Source organism: Arthrobacter sp. ISL-85, from assembly GCF_018613675.1.
GTDB lineage: Bacteria > Actinomycetota > Actinomycetes > Actinomycetales > Micrococcaceae > Arthrobacter.
On record NZ_JAGGPQ010000023.1, the window covers coordinates 1 to 14,828 of the forward strand.

The 14,828-nt window shown below is 61.5% G+C and carries 16 protein-coding genes; 9 read left to right on the forward strand and 7 right to left on the reverse strand.

What is annotated here, in order from left to right:
- On the forward strand, positions 1-168 hold a 168-nt coding region (locus J7I84_RS16850; RefSeq protein WP_396020079.1), incomplete at its 5' end, for an IS3 family transposase.
- On the opposite strand, the gene J7I84_RS16855 is transcribed toward J7I84_RS16850, so the two are convergent.
- Both J7I84_RS16855 and J7I84_RS16860 read right to left on the reverse strand, forming a co-directional pair.
- Entirely contained in the window at positions 165-1,082 is a 918-nt protein-coding gene (locus J7I84_RS16855) for an IS481 family transposase (protein WP_214945700.1), read from the reverse strand. The genes J7I84_RS16850 and J7I84_RS16855 overlap by 4 nt on opposite strands.
- A gap of 52 nt (positions 1,083-1,134) precedes the next feature.
- Positions 1,135-1,680: a hypothetical protein gene (locus tag J7I84_RS16860; protein ID WP_214945701.1), complete on the reverse strand. Its 546-nt coding sequence runs from the start codon at positions 1,678-1,680 to the stop codon at positions 1,135-1,137.
- A gap of 322 nt (positions 1,681-2,002) precedes the next feature.
- Here J7I84_RS16860 and J7I84_RS16865 point away from each other — a divergent pair, with 322 nt between their 5' ends.
- On the forward strand, positions 2,003-2,671 hold the full coding sequence (locus tag J7I84_RS16865) for a hypothetical protein (protein WP_214945702.1): 669 nt from the start codon (positions 2,003-2,005) through the stop codon (positions 2,669-2,671).
- 301 nt (positions 2,672-2,972) lie between these two features.
- Here J7I84_RS16865 and J7I84_RS16870 read toward each other — a convergent pair whose 3' ends face one another.
- From J7I84_RS16870 to J7I84_RS16885, 4 genes are all read right to left on the reverse strand, one after another.
- Positions 2,973-4,958, reverse strand: coding sequence for an SIR2 family protein (locus tag J7I84_RS16870; RefSeq protein ID WP_214945703.1), 1,986 nt, complete (start codon positions 4,956-4,958; stop codon positions 2,973-2,975).
- 447 nt (positions 4,959-5,405) lie between these two features.
- A complete protein-coding gene (locus tag J7I84_RS22080) occupies positions 5,406-6,392 on the reverse strand; it encodes a TniQ family protein (RefSeq protein WP_214945704.1) in 987 nt (328 codons plus the stop codon).
- The gene (locus tag J7I84_RS16880; RefSeq protein ID WP_214945705.1) at positions 6,389-7,306 is read right to left on the reverse strand and encodes a TniB family NTP-binding protein; all 918 of its coding nucleotides are present in this window, start codon (positions 7,304-7,306) and stop codon (positions 6,389-6,391) included. Before J7I84_RS16880 ends, J7I84_RS22080 begins: the two co-directional genes overlap by 4 nt.
- Positions 7,300-8,985, reverse strand: a complete 1,686-nt coding sequence (locus J7I84_RS16885) for a Mu transposase C-terminal domain-containing protein (protein WP_214945706.1) — start codon at positions 8,983-8,985, stop codon at positions 7,300-7,302. Before J7I84_RS16885 ends, J7I84_RS16880 begins: the two co-directional genes overlap by 7 nt.
- 394 nt (positions 8,986-9,379) lie before the next feature.
- Between J7I84_RS16885 and J7I84_RS16890 the strand changes: the two genes are divergently transcribed.
- From J7I84_RS16890 to J7I84_RS16910, 5 genes are all read left to right on the forward strand, one after another.
- The gene (locus J7I84_RS16890; protein ID WP_214945707.1) at positions 9,380-9,646 is read left to right on the forward strand and encodes a glutaredoxin family protein; all 267 of its coding nucleotides are present in this window, start codon (positions 9,380-9,382) and stop codon (positions 9,644-9,646) included.
- 5 nt (positions 9,647-9,651) lie between these two features.
- A complete protein-coding gene (locus J7I84_RS16895; RefSeq protein WP_214945708.1) occupies positions 9,652-10,548 on the forward strand; it encodes a single-stranded DNA-binding protein in 897 nt (298 codons plus the stop codon).
- A gap of 96 nt (positions 10,549-10,644) precedes the next feature.
- The gene (locus tag J7I84_RS16900) at positions 10,645-11,094 is read left to right on the forward strand and encodes a hypothetical protein (protein ID WP_214945709.1); all 450 of its coding nucleotides are present in this window, start codon (positions 10,645-10,647) and stop codon (positions 11,092-11,094) included.
- A 15-nt stretch (positions 11,095-11,109) separates the two neighbouring features.
- Positions 11,110-11,376, forward strand: coding sequence for a ParB family protein (locus tag J7I84_RS16905; RefSeq protein ID WP_214945710.1), 267 nt, complete (start codon positions 11,110-11,112; stop codon positions 11,374-11,376).
- A gap of 2 nt (positions 11,377-11,378) precedes the next feature.
- Positions 11,379-11,666: a helix-turn-helix domain-containing protein gene (locus tag J7I84_RS16910; RefSeq protein WP_214945711.1), complete on the forward strand. Its 288-nt coding sequence runs from the start codon at positions 11,379-11,381 to the stop codon at positions 11,664-11,666.
- A 529-nt stretch (positions 11,667-12,195) separates the two neighbouring features.
- Here the strand turns inward: J7I84_RS16910 and J7I84_RS16915 are convergent.
- The gene (locus J7I84_RS16915) at positions 12,196-12,504 is read right to left on the reverse strand and encodes a hypothetical protein (RefSeq protein ID WP_214945712.1); all 309 of its coding nucleotides are present in this window, start codon (positions 12,502-12,504) and stop codon (positions 12,196-12,198) included.
- Positions 12,505-12,859: 355 nt separating this feature from the next.
- Between J7I84_RS16915 and J7I84_RS16920 the strand changes: the two genes are divergently transcribed.
- Together J7I84_RS16920 and J7I84_RS16925 are read left to right on the forward strand one after the other, a co-directional pair.
- Positions 12,860-13,159, forward strand: a complete 300-nt coding sequence (locus J7I84_RS16920; RefSeq protein WP_311381159.1) for a MobC family plasmid mobilization relaxosome protein — start codon at positions 12,860-12,862, stop codon at positions 13,157-13,159.
- Positions 13,160-13,161: 2 nt separating this feature from the next.
- Positions 13,162-14,799, forward strand: a complete 1,638-nt coding sequence (locus J7I84_RS16925) for a relaxase/mobilization nuclease domain-containing protein (protein WP_214945713.1) — start codon at positions 13,162-13,164, stop codon at positions 14,797-14,799.
- Positions 14,800-14,828: the final 29 nt, after the last annotated feature.

Consider the following 14,828-nt stretch of genomic DNA (forward strand, 5'->3'; position numbering starts at 1 on the left):
AAAAACGTCCTGGACCGTCAGCGGTGGCTCAGCAGACAGGACCTCCGGCTGGCCATCACAACCTGGATCGAGAGGACCTACCACCGCCGGCGACGGCAAAGACGGCTGGGAAAACTCACGCCCATCGAATATGAAACAATCAACCGGACCGCGCTCACAGCGGCCTAAGACCCCGAGTCAACAAAAGCCGGGGCAGTCCCCAGGGCCTCGGTGCGGGCCTGGTTTGAGGTGAATGGTTGGCGGTAGGCCCAGCCTTCCTGGAGGGTTCGGTTGAAGCGTTCTGCTTTGCCGTTCTGCCAGGGGTGGCGGGGTTTGATCAGGATGTGTTTGGCGCCCAGGGCAGCGAGTGCGTCCTGGAAGTCGCTGGAGAGCCGATAGGCGAATGCGTTGTCGGTCATGACCCGCTTCACGGGTGCGCCGTTGGCTGCCATGGCGGCGGCGGCCCGGGTGAGGAACCCGGCGCAGGTCGGGCCTTTCTCGTCGGGCAGAACCTCGGCGTAGGCGAAGCGGGTGTAGTCGTCCACGGCGACGTGGACGTAGTCGAAGCCCATCCTCTGATGCGACTTGCGGTGGTTTGCCGCGCTCTGGGAAGGGTCGGCCCGCCAGCCTCCGCCGTCAGGGATCCGCCCGAGTTTCTTGACATCGATATGGATCATGTCCCCTGGGGCGTCGCGTTCGTAGCGGCGGTCGGTTGCCCGGGAAGCCCGGATCCGTTCCCCGGTCACCGGGTCAAGGTCCCACAACCTGGGCATGCCCGCGCGGGCCAGGATCCGGGAGACCGTCCGGGCGCTCGTGCCGCAACGCAAAGCCAGGTCCGTTGGCCCTTCACGGTGCGCGACGCGCTGCGTCAGAACATCGGCAACGACCTCCGCCGAGGTGGCGTGGGGGCAGGATCTTGGTCGGGAGCTGCGGTCCTCGAGGCCGTCCCAGCCATCCGCGCGGTACCGGCTGAGCCAACGATGCGCGCAAGTCCGCGAGACGCCCATTTCCTTCGCCACGTGAGCGACGGGACGGCCGGCAAGGACGCGCTCGACGAGGATCCGCCTACCATTGCGGGTCAGGCGGGCATTACGGTGAGACATGAGGACCTCTTAGTCGTTGGCTGTGTGTGGTAACCACCAACCTAAGAGGTCCTCACCTATTCACGATGTAACCAACGTCCTGACTCAGTACATCTAGGGCCGTGGCTGCCCAGTCGTGGGCTCCTTCTCCGGCGCCTTCGGCTGCTGATTCTGCAATGCGAATGACCAATGGGGCGAGCAAGCCCTTCATGTAAGTAACCGCCCGCTTGATACGCCCCTGTTCGGGTTCCTGTTTGGTGACTTCATCCAGGATTTCCTTGCCAGCCTCTTCGACGGCGGCGATATCTTCCGGGTCCAGTCCTGATGCATGGACCTCTTTGAGAATACGGACCACAGCTTCGCTGAGGGGTTCAAATCCTGCGGCGATATCTGAAGGAGGATTAACGGTGTTGGACTGCTGAACATCTCGGTTGTCCCAAGCTAACTGCGTGTTGTCGCCCTGGACGTTTATGACGGGACCGTTGTACACGTCTCCGGACCGGAAGGCCGGGCTGTCCGCGTTGACGGGTAATTGGATGGGATTCTTATCGAATTCCCGTTGGATGTCTTGTGTCATTTTTTTGATCGCGGACGGATTGATCTTGTAGCTGCCAGCCATAACGTGGTCCTCTTTCGCTGTGAAGTTGCTTCCATTCTCTCTTCTGTTAGGTGACGGACAGGACACAAAGGGGGTGTGTCCGCACAGCTGCCATCTGGGGGAACAACCGAAACTTGTAGGTGCCAAACGTCCCACCGCGGACAACGTGAAAAGCAGAAGCACTGGGATGGCAGGAGAGATATTCGGGTTATGACTCCTCATAAATGTCAGACCGAACTAGTAGCTTGTAAGAAACGTATCGAAGGAGTCAGAGATGCCATTCCCACGCGGGTCAGAATCGTTCCTCCAAGGGTTCGGATCTAGCTTTCCCCAGCACGACGTCGTGATCATTCATGACGCCGGGAAACCATCAGAGAAGCGCACGAAGTCCCGAGCAATTCTCCAGTCGTCCTCAGGCACCTTTGATGTGGATGCGCCGATCTATGAAGGTGACACTGTTGAAGCACCTGATCCACGCGGCGGTACGCATGAGTACTACGTTGAAAGAGTCGATATCACCGATACAAACGGCGCAACGGCATTCCAGGGAATGAGTCACATCACCGCTGCCTGGGGTACTAAGCCTCAGGCTCCCGCCCCGTACGGTATCTCCTCATCGCATGTCTACAATGCGCCAGTCATAAACATCCAAGGCAACAGGGCTCAGATTGCGTGGGGAAACGACACGGTCTCACAAAATAGCGGTGCGACTTCTACCGTCGCTCAGGGTTACGAGGAGATCGCCAAGACTGTAGCTGCTGCGCTTCAGAATTTGCCGGCCGCCGATTTAGACGAGGACGACAAAGAGGTTGCCACTGAGGCTGCCGAAAGAATCCGTAAGGAAATCACCGCCAACAAACCGGACTCAAAGGTCTTGCGCCGCGGCCTTGCCACGCTCAAAGGCACCCTAAGAGGGCTTCCCTCAGATTCCATCACAGGGGCTAACGCGCCTGCTCATGACTGGGCACAGTCGACGCTTTCGGCCCTCACCGGCCTCTCAATTCCGACTTAATGGCCGAGGGTGCAAGTAGACGAACGTTTGAGCGTCGCTGTGCGGGCGCACGAACAACAGTTGTTTCGCCGGAGCGCGGCCGTCAATCAACTTCCTGCTGATTACCGAGCATCTAAGGAGGGTGACGCTCGCCGGGAGCGAAACCCCGAATCGGACGGGCGGAACCGGGCTGGTGGGAACACGCTGAATGTTCCCGCCGATCGCTTGCGCGAAAATGCTCATTTCAATCCTCACGCGCGACGCTGTCGTCGAAAGTGGCCATCGCGATGTTGGCGCGTGGCTGGCACCCGAGCGGAGTCTGCTAAAACTCGTCAATCCAGAGCTCGTTGGCGAACGGGTTCACCCGGTTTTGGTATTTGAGCGATTCATTCAAAGCCTCGTCGACCACGCGGAGCATTTCGGGCGCAAATTCTGCTTCGGCTCCTAGCAGGTTGGAACGGACGAGGGGATGATCCACGCCGGCGCCGGTGACTTCGCGGGTCATTCTGCCTATGACTGGTGACTGATATTGGTGTTGTTCGTTCCGGACCATTTTCACGTGGGGGAGGATGGTCGGAATGAGCTGGATCCGGAGTCCACGGTTTCGTTCGTATGTAGTTTTCAGTTCCTGTACCGGACTGTAACCTTCGAATGCTTCCTTTCCGCTCCGCTGCGCTGCATTCAACCAGTCGTTGTACTCTTTCTCGGCAGTTTGATAGGAGTCTCTGCTCGATGTGAGGTCGGCCAATGACGGGTAGTTGGTCATATTCGATTCGTTTGCTGAAGATGCGGCGATCATCCTGAGGATCTCGAACTGTTGCCACCGCTCCTCGTAGGTCTTGGCACCGATTGATAAGTGGTCAACGAAGAGCGGCCTCATCAGATCATGAAGGCGCTTGCTGCCGGAGGGGATCGAGGCGTAGACGCGCGCCGGAATCAGAACCTGGCTGGCCATGTCCCGTCCTTGGTATGTGCGGTGGCCCTCGAGCGAAAACAGCCGTTTGATCGTCTGGGTCCTGCCTCGGGCCAGGGCGGCGAGGCCTGCAGCATAAAAGAGCTGGATCATTACGAGGTTGTGCAGGTTCAGGACTGCAGTTAAGCCAGATCCGTCGGGGTGCGCGGCGAATGTCTGGATTTCCTCCATCCACCAGCCGTCGGTTGATTCATCCCCCCAGTAGGCGGCCGTCGCGATGGCTGCGGCAAGAACGGATGAGGACTCTTCGAGCCGGGCAACCATGCCTGTGAAGGCCCCGTTTTCAGAAACATTGCCGGAGTGGCTGAGTACCAGGTCGGAATGTTCGTGGAGTTCGTCGGTTTGGCGTTTGATCAAGTCATGAAGGTCAGTGGCCGTGGTATTTCCTGCGAGCTGGCGGCGTGAGGTGGAAACGACCGCAGGGACCGTGAGGGGGTGTCTGCGCGTCTCTCGATCGCGAAGGAATGCGTAATAGTCCCGGAGCCTGTTGAGCACATCGTCAGCCCCGTCCTTGAGAATCTCGGCGTCAAGGTGCGCCATCAATTCCTTGGCTTCGCTGGTTGGTTCGTACGGTTCAATCCAGTACGGTACATAGATCCTGCGGAAGCTCCGCCGGATGGCGTCGCCAAGCTTGGGATCATGTTTTGCCGACCATCCTGCGATGATCAACCCGTACTCGGACATAAGCCGGTCAAGGAACTTCTCTGCTTCGTCGGAGTACGACGTGAGCTCAGGGCCGGTGTTCCGCATTTCTTCCGGCGACAAATAGTGACCATGCAGGTGGACGATCAATGGTTTTGTGGTGTGGAGCGGGCCAAGACCTTTGAGGTCTTCCTGGCCGCGTATCACCACCGGCTCGATGGAAATTTCACGCAGTGCCGCTTCCATAAGGTCATCGAAGTTGGTAGTCACGACGATCTTCAGGGCACCGTCTGCCATCAGCTCGGCGAGGCACCGATGCGCATCAGTCGGTTTCGTTGTCCTACGCTCGCCGTTTTCAACTGAGGCTTCGAAGTACCCTTTCAGGATTGCTTGCCGGTCGTACTGGGTGGGAGCAAGACGCTCAAGAATGCTCTGATACGTCGGTACCTCGTTGAATTCGCTCTCATACCAGGGCAGAAGGTCTTCATCCTCCAGCGGGGGAGTGCCGCGGAGCTCGGCCAGCCTGGACAGCAGATCTGTCAGCACGTCCCAGGCTGACGGCACACCGCTATTGACTGAAACGCCCGCGCCAAGCAAAACAGCATAAGCCCCTGGCGTGGTTCGCAGGGAAAAAGCCAGGGAAATCATCCGGTCATCACCCGGTTCAACGAGCGTAGTCCGCACCTCGTTCATCAGAGCCCTCCAACCCAATCAACACACAGGGAAACGAGCCAGAATCCCGCCCAGCGTAGACACTACAGGGCGCCAACACCCGGTTGGGCGACATCAGATATTGAAGCTGGTTTCGGGGGACGAATGCGTTCCGCGTCCATGTTCCTGGCGGGACTTTCTTTACAAACATTTCCCAGAACACATGGCCGAGAAAAGTGAGTGAGAACGGGTTCTGAGACGAATAATCCTCATTCTGTCGGACGAAACGAAGGTCTCACGGGGTCTCTCCCACATGGAGGGGGCGCCCGGCTAGGTCTGGAGCTCCCAATTCCTGCTAGACCCAACATGAACGCATCAATGACTCCATCAGCAAAGGGCGAGAAGCAAGCAAGGACTTGGGTGGCCAGCCCGCCGGATCACAGAGACCCAGATCCGCTACCGCTCTCCGGTTGGTTGAGGACGGCGGACCTACTGCCCAGCTTGCCCCCGGCATGTCGAGGGCATCTTTCTATCGACGTTCGCGGGCGCTCCGGACTCCCATGGCAGGAAAAACGTAGCGTCGGGACCTCGACCGGTGAGAGTTCCCCGTTCGAGCAGATGAATAGCCGTCGCGGCTGTTTGAAGGGCACGGACCTGAACGTCGGGCGGATAGCTTTCGTGGGGCTGCCAACTCAGTGGTCCCACACGCGCCGAATATCCGGCGTCCTTCCAAATCCCTGTGATCATGCGCGCCGCGGTCGTGCACTCAGTTATGGTGGCCTCCAGCTCGTCGATGATTGTCCGGAGGAGGCGGAACCACGTTTCAGCGTGGATCCGACGCCGCGTTAGGTCGGTGAACCCGGTAGCCATGGCTTGCCAGGTCCTGGTGTCCATCGTGAGGACCGCCGGCGACGCGGGTTTCGGGACCGGCGGCTTGTGCTCCCAGTCCGCGAAGTGGTTGAGAGGGTTGTCGCGCGCTTCGAGGAGACATTTATGAAACGGGCAGCTGAGTGTTAGCGAAAGCAGCCACAGCAATTGGTAGGGATACGGCGGTTGTGACGCGGCGATGCACTGAGGGCATGCCCGCAACGCCGGGCGCGTTGAACGCCAGGGCAGCGAGGCAGGGATCTCTCTGACTCGCCGTCTTCCGACCCCCAGCACAGAGAACTGCTGGTTATAGAGCGTGAACGTGTCAGGACCTGGTCGATGTGGGTCAATCAGCCAGGGTGACCAGCCATTGAGGCTCATCCTCCGTATCTGCTTCACCTCCACCCCGGTTCGCTCGGATAGCGCGCGAGCAAACCCGTCGGGCGGGCAGGCGTCCAGGTCGCCAGCGGCGCCCTGCCAGAACCCCAGGTCAGTTACTAGGTCGTCGAGGTCGGCGTCGTAACGTGATGCGATGCGCCGGAGCCATGACGTCAGAGCCTCATTTGGTTCCGGCGGGGGATGGACTGGCCAGCGTCGGGCAGCGGTCACAGCAGTTGTTTTTCGAAGATTCGGCGCCGTTCGCTGGGACCGAGGTAATCGGCCAGGGTCAAGGTCCGGTGGTTGATCCTCTCTTCGCCTGTCTCGACAGCGACGACAGCGGCGGCCGTCAGCAAGCGTGCGAGTTCCCCGATCGTGCCCTCGCTGCGTGCCAGCAGATATTGCGTCATGTCCTGGGTATCGATTTGAGAAGGACGGCGCAGGGGGAACGAAGCAGCGAAGCTGGCCAGCAGCGACCGGGCTTCGTCGCCCACTTCCCAGAGCGGCAGGATGAACGGTTCAAACCTGTTCTCCAGCTGGTCATCGGATCCGACCGCGAGGTAGGCCTCGCGGGTCCCGACGCCGACCAGGGGAACGCGGAGCTCGTTACCAAGAAACCGCAACAGATTGAGGAACTCCCGTCGTTTTTCACCTGGTCCTGCAAGGACGTTGTGGATCTCGTCAATGACCAGTACTCGGACTTCGACCTCACGCAGGAGTGAAAGGGCCAGCCGTTCAGCTTCGGGGAGGCGCCGTTGCGGGGGTAACGGCGCGCCTATCGCCGACAGAAGGGCCGTATAGAACCGGAGGGCTGATGGTTCTGCTGGCATCTGCATACATAAAACGGGTATGTTCTCGCCGGCGGCTCCTGTCACGGTGGGATGCGTCCGCCGGAACCGTTCGATGATCATGGATTTGCCGTTGTTAGTTGGTCCGATTAGCAGGAGGTTGGGCATCCGCTGTTTTCTCGGCCAGCCAAAGAGCACCTCCATGCGTTCCACAGCGGCACGGGCCTTCGGATAGCCGATCCATCGGTCCGCGCGAATGCGCTGCAAGCGCTCTTCGGTTGGTAGCTGTGAAAGTTCCCGTGCTGCAGGATGAAGATGAACTGGAGCCTGTGTCTGGTTTGTATCCACGGTTACCATTCCTCAATCTGCTCGAAGGGTTGGACGCCGCCCTTTCCGGCGTCGACGTCTGCCGGCACCTCCAGCGCAGGGGGGATTTGGGTGGATTGCATGCCCGGGTGGTGTGGGTCCTTGGCCTGTTTGCGGCGTTCCGTTTCCCGGCGCAGGCGTTTGGTGGTTTTCACGGCAGTCTCGCTGACTTGCCGCATTTGCTCGACCATGCGGACCAGGATTGCTTCGTCCACCTGGGCTGCGCCTCGTACGCGTAATTGGGTCAGAGCTTGCCTGTGTTCCCAGAGGCTGATGGAAGGGTTGGAGATCGACCGGTAAGGGACCTCCACATAGTTATGACGGTCCGGTTCCAGGACCCATATTCTGCTGATGTCCCGAGGATCGCGTCGGATGATGAATTTACCTAGGCTGTCGCGTCGACTGATCCATGGTTTCAAGGCGTTGGCGAAGTAGTGGACGTGGTCGATAAGGAAACCCGTGCGGGTCAGCGTGCGACGGATGACCGGGAGAAAGTCCACGAGGAACGCCGTCTGATTAGCCGTAACTGCAGGTATTCCGGAAGCAGCAATCCCGGCAGCCCATGTAGCGGCCGGCGTTTGGCCTAGCGTGCCGTGCCTGCTGCCGTGATAGCTGGCAACGGCCAGCACCAGCCACTTTTCCAGCTCGCGCAAGGTGAGTGCCGCCATCTTTTCCGAGTCATACTTACCCCGCTCTACCGGACTCGAGAAGGTCGTACCGGGGAGCTCGTGGATTTCACGCACGACGGTGCCGATGATGCGTTCAACAATGCCTCCGTAGTGGGGCTGTCCAGGGGGACGATAGGACAAACGGATGCCGTGTTGCTCGCAGCCGCGCCGCAACGCCTCGCTCTTGAACTCTGCCGCGTTATCGAGGAACAGCGACTTGGGCTTGCCGCTCATTGGCCACTCAGCGTGGACGCCGAGCTGCTCTAGCCAGGGACGTTTGTCTGCAACAGCGTGAGCCAGGCACAGCCCGACCGAGACTGCGGACGGCGGTTCCAGTGTGAGGACAAGCCCGACAAGAGCCCGACTGAAGACATCGATGGCAACGGTCAAATACGGGCGGCCAATTGGTCGACGCTCGCGTTCGTCCACGACGACGATGTCCATAATCGTGTGATCGATCTGAACCTGCTCCAGGATCGAACTGATCGGCGGCACTGCCCCACCGGCTGATTGCAGCGACCTCACGGCATCCGGGCCCTCCCTGCGACGTCCAACCTCAACCGGGTTCAGCAGTGAGATGCGTCGGCTGACCGTGTTTCTGCTCGGAGCCCTTATTCCTTGCGACGCACAGGCCCGGATGATTTCCCGATGCAACGCCGCCACGCTCAACTTCTGCCGTGTCAAAAACCGCCGACGAATCAAGCCGCGCACAATGTCCTCAGCCTGTTCAGGCAGACGGTTTCCGCCCTTGCCGCCGGTCGAACGATGGAGCGCGAGCTCAGTTACAAGACCTGATCCCTGGCGGTAGCGGCCAAGCAACAAATAAACACGGCGCCGGGAAATACCGAGCTTCATAGCTGCTTCGTCAGCCGTAGCAATCCCTGCAACGCGACGCTTCGCCAGCTCACCGATCACCCTGGCGCGATTCTTGGCCACTTCCCACGCAGCGTCTGACATTGTCAGCTGCTCGCCTGCGACAATCCGGCCCGCATCAGCCTCCATTGCTGCCTCCCTTTGGGAACAGGAGTACCGAACAGAAGCAACTTAGTGCAGGGATAGGTCGACCAGCCATAGGTCAGAAGCCATATGCGCAGATCTGCAGCCGGGCGGTCATTTGCGCAATCAGCTACTGACAACGGCGGATTTAAGCCCTTCAATAGGGCCATGTGAACAGGACTTCTGATATCTGTGCAATCAGCTTCTGAAATCGACACCAGCCATCCGTCCCCGTGGCTCCGTGCGGGATGAAATGGCCTGTTTGCGCCATAAATACTCCGAGAAAAGCCCTAGAATAAGCGGTAAAACCTCTAGTCATTCAGTTGAATGATTGCTAGAATTGAGGTAGCAAGTCAGCCAGACGAACGAAACTTTTTTGATACGAAACCAGGTGCTGAATATGACTGCAACACCGGCCGCTTACACGGTCTACACCAAGCCCGACTGCCCGAACTGTGAGAAGACGAAGGGCTACTTCGATTCCAGGGGCATCACCTACACGGCCGTGGATATCACCGAAGTGCCGCAAGCGCTGGAGTACATCACCGCCGAACTCGGCTACTCCCAGGCGCCCGTTGTCGTGAACAACTCCGATGACCAGGATCACTGGTCCGGGCTGCGCCGCGACAAGCTTGTCCAGGCGGCCATGAGTCACAAGGCGGCGTGAGGGCCGTGACGAGACTGCGCCCGGTCGTCGGGTTCAACCTCAGTCCGCGGATCCCGTTGGAGGTGGACCTGTTCCGGCAGGTCAACCCCAGCGGCAGGATCTACCCCGACGCTGCGGACCCCTACGTTGTAGAACCCGCCATTGTGGAACCGGACACTGAGGACCTGTATGAGGGCTACGCCGTCCCGGACAAGGGAGGGGATGACCAGTACCTTGAAGCGATTAGCCGGGCTTCGCTGGGGGAGGGCGGGCTTTGGGACGCGCACACCGCGAACCAGTACCAACCCAACGACCGCACCCACGACGAACCGAGTGGGACCGAACTTCAGAACGAACCCACAACAGACACCGAGAACATCACCAGCACACGAGGAAAAGGAACCATCATGGCCGGCGAAACCACGATTACTGTCATTGGAAACCTGACATCAGATCCAGAGCTGCGCTTCACTCCGAGTGGGTCGGCCGTCGCGAACTTCACCATCGCATCCACGCCGAGGACTTTCGACCGTCAGTCTGACGAGTGGAAGGACGGCGAGACGCTTTTCCTCCGTGCCAGTGTGTGGCGGGAAGCAGCGGAGAACGTGGCCGAGTCCCTGACCAAGGGCATGCGCGTCATCGTCACGGGCCGGTTGAAGTCCCGTTCCTATGAAACCAAGGAAGGCGAGAGGCGCACCGTGATCGAGCTCGAAGTGGAGGAAGTCGGTCCCTCACTCCGGTACGCCAACGCCGAGGTCAACCGCACGCAGCGCGGCAACCAGGGCGGCCAGGGGAACGGCTTCCAGGGCAACGGTAACAACCAGCCGCAGACCGGGCCCCAGGATGATCCCTGGGCCGTGCCGGCCACCAGCAACGCCGCCGGCGGATGGGGCAACGGACCCGACTCCGAACCTCCTTTCTAAAGCAATACAACTGTCGGGGTCAGCCGATACGCTGGCCCCGACAGGCATCAGGCACACCACCGGCAAACCCAGACCGCGAGCAAAGGACACACCACCATGACGCACGCAGATGACCTCCGCGCCTGGGCGCGAGGCATGTACACCACAGAGGCAGCAACGGAGCTGCTGCTCAGGGCCTTTGGGGGGAAGTTCGCTGCGCCCGGCAATCCCTGGATCCATACGAGCAGCGAACCCGAAGGACCCAGCCAGGTGAGGGCATGGATCGACTTCGCGGCCATCCCAGACGAGGTCGGCCCGCTCTCGGGTGGGGAGCGCCGCTTCCTGATCCTGGCTGCCTCCCTGGCCGAGGACGTCCCGGTGGTTTTGGGCAACGTTGCGCCGGGGCTGGACCGTGAGAACCTGGACCTGGTGCTGCCCGCGATCGCACACGCCGGCGGCAGCCACCAGCACTCAGATATCCGCTACAACGAGGACGGAACCATGTCCCGGGGGAAGGGCTACCTCGACAGCCTGCACCCGTGGCCACGCCCGCTGCACTCCGTCTAGACGGAGACTCTTTCGATGGCGAAACCGAAGCGGGTTCCGGCGTTCACGCCGTACTACACCGAGGACCAGGCAGGACAGGTGCGGGCCGCTTTCAAGGCCGCCGGCCTGCAGGAAGGTGATGCGAGTGTTTCGGACCTCATCGTCCGTGCGACGATGCGCGAAGTGAAGCGTCTGCAGCGCAAGTACAACGGCGGCAAGCCGTGGCCTCCGGTGCACGCCGGGGAGCTGCGGCGGGGCCAGCGAACGATGGATGAAATGCAGCACCGAAACGAGGAAACGTAACGATGGGTCAGTGGACTGAAGAGGTGAACAAGATCGGCGTGCGGACGTCCCTGCCGTTCCCGAAGATGCTGACGATGGACCAGGTCCAGGAGATTTTGAACCTGGGAAAACCGATGGTTTACGCGCTGCTGCGAAGCGGCGAGTTGAGGGGCGCGCAGTTCGGACCGAGGGGCGTATGGCGCGTGCGGGAGGATGACCTGGCAGCGTACATTGATGCCGCTTACGAGAAGACAGCAGAACGGATTGCGTCAGGCCAGGTGCCCGAGGGCGAGACCCCCGCAGACGACTGATGCGCGAAGGTTTGAGACAGTGAAGGCCGGCACCCTTACGGGTTGCCGGCCTTCCCCAGTTCATAGTCAGACTCACTTCTTGAGAAGCCTCTTGCTGCGGCTGGTGTTTGGATCACGCGGGCCTGCGGAAGTTGGTGGTGATTAGCGCCGCTCTGCAGCTTGTGGTTGTCACCGCGCTGTACCGGTCCGGGAAGCCCCCTGTGCCTTAGAAGCCAGCCCCCGCGACTGGTTCCGTATGCACCCAACGACGCCCCGCTGTGCAGTCCCGTGTCGTCCCTGCTGAAGAAAACTTAACCGTCCCTTCGGGTGCGACGGCAGCGCCGGTCTTAGACCATGGGGAACGTATCCGTTGGTGGGCTGGCACTTCCTAGGCTGTGCACATTCGCCGGTCCCGGTGGTGGGGTTCCTGCCCTGCCGTGACCTGGCGACTGTGTGCAGCCGGTCAGGCGGGTCCCGTCGTCCATCATGGGTGCGGGAAAAGGCCGCAGGATTTAGCTTTTGCCGTGCACATGTGGGCGAGGGGTAACGCTTACTGGGCCGCGTTGGCCTCACTGGATGAGGACGGCGTGTCTGGTTCCATTGTGCGTGAGGTTGCCGCTTTGCGGCGGCGCCCTGCGGCGCCGGTTTCCAGCCCGAGCTTTTTGAGTTCTTCGGGGCTCCACCCGTCCTTGGTGGCGCGCACGTAGGCGCGCCTGTCTTCGCGTTCGGCCTCGGCGAGCTGTTCGCGGAGGTCGGTGATGCGCTGCCGGGTCTTGACGAGGTTGGTGACGGACTCGATGCGCGAGTCCAGGAGAGCGCGGGCCTGGTTGCGTGTCTGTTCAATATCGATCGTAGGCATGCCTCCAGCCTAAGCAGCCCTGGCACGGGTTGGGGTGCAGCGACGCGCAGCGTCGGGGCATTCTTCCCAGCCACCACCTCAACAGCCGCTGTATAGCTTGCTCCCCGACCCCGACCCAGACCGCCGCGGAGCAAGCTATACGTTTACACGGGTGTAAACGGGCGTGTCGCTCACGGCCCTGCGGTTGTTTGCTTGGCACACTGGCTTGTGGGTCCCCGGGTTTCGGGGTCGCTGCGCTGGGCTGTTGAAGGGATTGGGGGAGTGCGTGTCTGAAGAGAGTGTGCCGCGTTCCCCGTTGTCTCGTCGGCGGCGGGCGAATTCCCCGGCGGGGACGAAGAAGCGCCGGGATGTGTGGGTGACCGCAGAGGAGGAGGCGGCCCTGGTGGCCAGGGCGGCGCGGGAGAAGGTCACCGTCCCGAACTTGCTGCTCACTGCTGCTTTGTCGGAGTCGTCGGAGACGCCGACGCAGCGAAAGGCGGCGATGGCCGAGCTGATGGCGATTCATACGTTGCTGGCGCGGGTGTCGAACAACGTGAACCAGATCGCCCGGCACGCCAACGCCGGCGATGAATTCCCCCAGGACGCAAAGGCGGCGCTGGCGTACGTGCGCGAGGTCGCGATGCGGATCGACCGGACGATCGAGGGGTTGATGTAGGCATGATTCCGAACATCACCCGAGGCTCCCGGATGACCGGGCTGATCCTGTACCTGGCCTCCACGGATGCGGATAAGACGAAGAACGCGCACACCGACCCGCACCTGGTGGCCGGGGACGCGGCGGTCATGGCCTGGTACGACGACGGCGTCCTGGATGCCGATGATGCTGTCGCGATCGCCAAGCACCTGGACCAGCCGCGGAAGGGGTTCGGCGTCGAGGTACTGCAAAAGGACTACCGCTGGGACCCGGTGAAGAAGGAACGTGTCCCGAACGGGCACAAGCACGCCGACGTGTGGCACTGCTCCCTAAGCCTCCGCGCCGAAGAAGGCGCCCTCACGGACCAGCAGTGGGGCGACATCGCCAACGACTTCGTCGACGCGATGGGCTTCACCGAGGCCAGCGGCATAGCACAGTGCCGGTGGGTGGCGATCAACCACGGCACCAGCGAGAACGGCAACCACCACATCCACATCGCCGTCTCCCTCGTCCGGGAGGACGGCACCAAAGCCTCCACCCACGGCGACTACAAACGCGCACAGCAGACCTGCCGCGAACTGGAAACCAAGTACGGGCTCGAAGAGCTCTCAAGCGTGCACGCCACGCGCGGGTACGACCGGGCCGAGAAGGCCACCGCGGCACGCGATGAACGGGAAATGCACCGCGCCTCCCTGGCAAGGAAGGTGCGTGCCAGCGCCACAGCGTCGAGCACTGAAGCCGAGTTCATCCGCCGTGCCAGAGACACCGGCCTGCTGGTGCGTCCCCGTTATGCGAAGAACACCACCGACGTCATCGTCGGATACTCCGTAGCCGAGCGCCCGAAACCGGGGGAGCGGCCGATCTGGTTCGGCGGCGGCACCCTCGCCACCGACCTCCGCCTCGGCCAGCTGCGGCAGGAATGGACAGACACCCCGCAGGCCTCGATAGAGGCAGCGGCCGAGTGGAACGCCGCCGCCCGGAACAAACGCAAAGCCAACCCCCGCGGCCCGGAGACGGCGACACCGGACCCGCAGCTCTGGGTTGACTACACCCGGAACGCCACCGCCCTGGCGGACGAGCTTCGCAAGATCCCGCGGGACGATCACGCCACCTGGGCCAAGGCGGCCCGCGATGTTTCCGGCGCCTTCGCGGCCTGGTCCTACCGGCTGGAACCGACCCCCGGGCCACTGGCCGCCACCGCCGCCGAGCTGTCCCGCACAGCCCAGCTCCGCGCCCCACGGCAGCACGGCAAGCCCGTCGCTCTTCCGTCCATTGCCGGGACCGCGATGTTGTTCCTGGCAGCGTCGAGCAAGAACAAGACAGCCGCGCAGACAGCCCTCATGGTGCAGCTGATCAACACCGCCTTTGCCGTGTACGAGATGCACGCCCAGTCCGGCCGTGCCCGGGAAGCTGCGCGGATCCGGGCAGTGGTGGAAAACCAGCTGGCCCCGTTCACCGCAACGATGCCCAAGACCGTGAACGTAGGGGCGGTACACCAGGGCGCCGCAGCGGCTGCGGTGCCGCCGCGGGCAGTTGATATCGCACGCCGCGGCATGGCACCCATCCGTCCCGGTTCCGTGGTCCCCACGACACCTACACCGGCGACACCAACTAAGACCTATCAACCCGGCCGGCACACCGGGCCGGGACTCGACCGATAAGAATCACACCACCAGTGCAAGGGGAACAC